A 2660-nucleotide genomic window follows, 5' to 3' on the forward strand; every position below is an offset into this window, starting at 1 on the left:
CATTAATGTCATCCATGGTCATCACGACTTGACCGACCACTTCAACACCTTTACCCGCTATGTTAGATGCATCAACGGCGAGTTGGTTGGCATGCTGGGCGTTTTTGGCATTGTGCTGCACGGCGGAAGTCAGCTCTTCCATGCTGGCGGCTGTTTGTTCCAAACTGGCTGCTTGCTGTTCGGTGCGGTGTGACAAATCATTATTGCCCGAAGCGATTTCTTTAGTTCCGGTGTTAATGCCGTCAGTGGCATCCTTGATTTGGCTGATAATGTCTTTAAGTTTTTCTACCGTGGTATTGGAGTCATTTTTAAGCTGACCGAATATACCGGAATAATCGTTGCTGATGGTTTCGGTCAGGTCGCCACGGGACAGCGCATTGAGTACGCGCACGACTTCATTAAGGCTGGTTTCGCTGGTTTGCATAAGCTGGTTAATATCGCCCCCCAGGTGACGTAAAAAACCGTCCTTGCCGTCCAGATCGAAACGCATGCTGAAATCGCCCTTGGCAGCGGCTTCCACAATAATGGCGACTTCATTCTCCGCGATTACCTCTTCGGTGCGGTCGTGCCATTCGGCCACCGTACCCAGTCGTTGGCCTTGCTCGTTGATTACCGGATTGGCAATCACTACCATCGAACGGCCGCCCACTATCATGGCGGCCTCATAGTTGCCGGTTAAAGAGGTGAGCATTTTTGCCTGATGCGAAGGGTTTTCGTGAAAATCATCCATGTTGGTGCCGACCAGATTCTCAATAGAGAACTTTGACAACTGCCGACTGATTTCCATTTCGGCCTTGCCGAGTATATTGATCACCTCTTGATTCACGTAAATGATGTTACGGTCATTATCGGCAATCATGACGCCGGTGCTGACGTTGTCCAGCGCAATCTTGACGCGCAGGGTTTCGTCAGCCGCTTTGCGTTCTGCCGTTATGCGCTCCAACAGTTGTTGCTGCATGTGTTTCATCGCATATAACAAACTGCTGCTGTCTTTCTCATTAACCTGAATATCCTGAGTTAAATTGCCCTCGGCAATTTCCATGGCAATCCCTTTTGCAAAGTAAGGATCAATGCCCAATTGCTTGCTTAGATAACGCGTCAAGTAGATGGCAATACCTAGCCCTAAACCGATACCGGCCAAAGAAATGACGAGCATGATCTTGGATGCATGCCGGGTTGATTCAGTGATGCCGTGGGCATTATTTTTTGCGTCGTTCACTTCCTGATTTTTAATTCTATTCAGTTGTGTTCGTAGGTTTTTCGCTAATTTATTGAAATCCTTCATGACCGGATTGCCCGCATCGGCGCCCTCGGCCTTATAGACCGTGGTCATGCGCTTGCCTTCGCTGTAATACCAGTCGAAACCGACCTCAAGAGCCGCCAATTCTTTCAGTTTTGCTGCGGACGAAGCCGCCTTATTCCCCGCAGCATCACTGCCGCTCTTAATGGCGGGCGGTTCGGTCGTTATTTTTACCGGGCTTTCTCCAGCCAAGCGCTCCCGAAACTGTGCGATGCCCTGTTTAAAGTCTTCGGCCGCTCTTTGCGCATCCTGATAACCATCCGGGTCCTGGTTGAGTGAAACCTGGGTAAAAAGTTGCTGTACCTGTAAGGTATAAATCGCCATTCGCTCTGCCAGCAGCGCATTGGGCAAAAAAGTATCATCCACTTTCGCCACGTCGCGCTGAGTCTGGGAAAAATTAAACAAAGCCACAGCAACAATGCCTATCATCAAACTGATGATGGCAAGAAATCCAAGCAATATGCGGACTTTGAAGCTTATATAACCAAACATTTTAAGAGCCTTTTAGATGTTACTTATTAGTTTCCACGCTGTCCTGGAAATAAAAAGAAATGAGATGCCTGCCTTTTGGATTAATTAACCGCATGCAGTTTTACCACTGATTTATGCGCAAAGGATTGAAGGTTTTCCTGACTTTTTGTCGCCATTCTGTGGTTAATAAAGAAACTGTTCCCTTCAATCTTTTTGGCCTGTTTTTTTGCTTCGGATGCCAAATCGGCTATATCAACATGCGATTGACACTGACTGGTTGAAACCGAGTCTACCAGGCCGACCGACAGGCTTATCAACGGAAAAAAACATTTTTCTCCCGCTCTGTTTTCAGCATGAATACCGCCTGTTTTTATATCGTCATCTTTGTAGTAATGTGGAACGGCTTTTTTAAAGTCGTTCAAAATATTTTCACAGCACTTTAACCAGTCATTACCGGTAAAAATGACTATAAAATCATCTCCGCCGATGTGACCAACCAGACCGCTCTCGGCGGGAATGTGTTGAGCCAGTGTATTGGCGACTGCTTTAATAATATCGTCGCCCGCACTGTAGCCATAAACGTCATTAAAAGGCTTGAAGTGATCCAGATCGAAATAACCGAAACTGAAAGGTACTTTGGTTGCCAATAATTGATCGATCTGATCATTGATCGGAACGCTACCCGGCAACAGGGTAAGAGGATTAGCGTGTTTGGCATTGTGAATTTGTTGACGGGTAATTTCTTCAAGCAATTTCAGTATAGTTCCTATGCCCGTATATTCGCCGTCATTGGTAATGATAAAAGCCTGATCGTTTCGCATTGTTGATGTCAGTTGTTTACTGACTAACTCTATGGCGGTGTTTTGATCGAAACTTAACGGCGTTTTGT

At 46.5% G+C, this 2660-nt stretch carries 2 protein-coding genes; both read right to left on the bottom strand.

The window, feature by feature from the left end:
• The coding region (locus PHD76_15250) for a PAS domain-containing protein (GenBank protein MDD5263199.1) at positions 1-1792 on the bottom strand (1792 nt) is incomplete at its 3' end.
• Between the two features lie 80 nt (positions 1793-1872).
• Positions 1873-2660, bottom strand: a 788-nt coding sequence (locus PHD76_15255) for a GGDEF domain-containing protein (GenBank protein MDD5263200.1), incomplete at its 5' end; no start/stop codon positions are given.

The organism is Candidatus Methylacidiphilales bacterium (assembly GCA_028713655.1).
In the GTDB taxonomy this organism is placed as follows: Bacteria; Verrucomicrobiota; Verrucomicrobiia; order Methylacidiphilales; family JAAUTS01; genus JAQTNW01.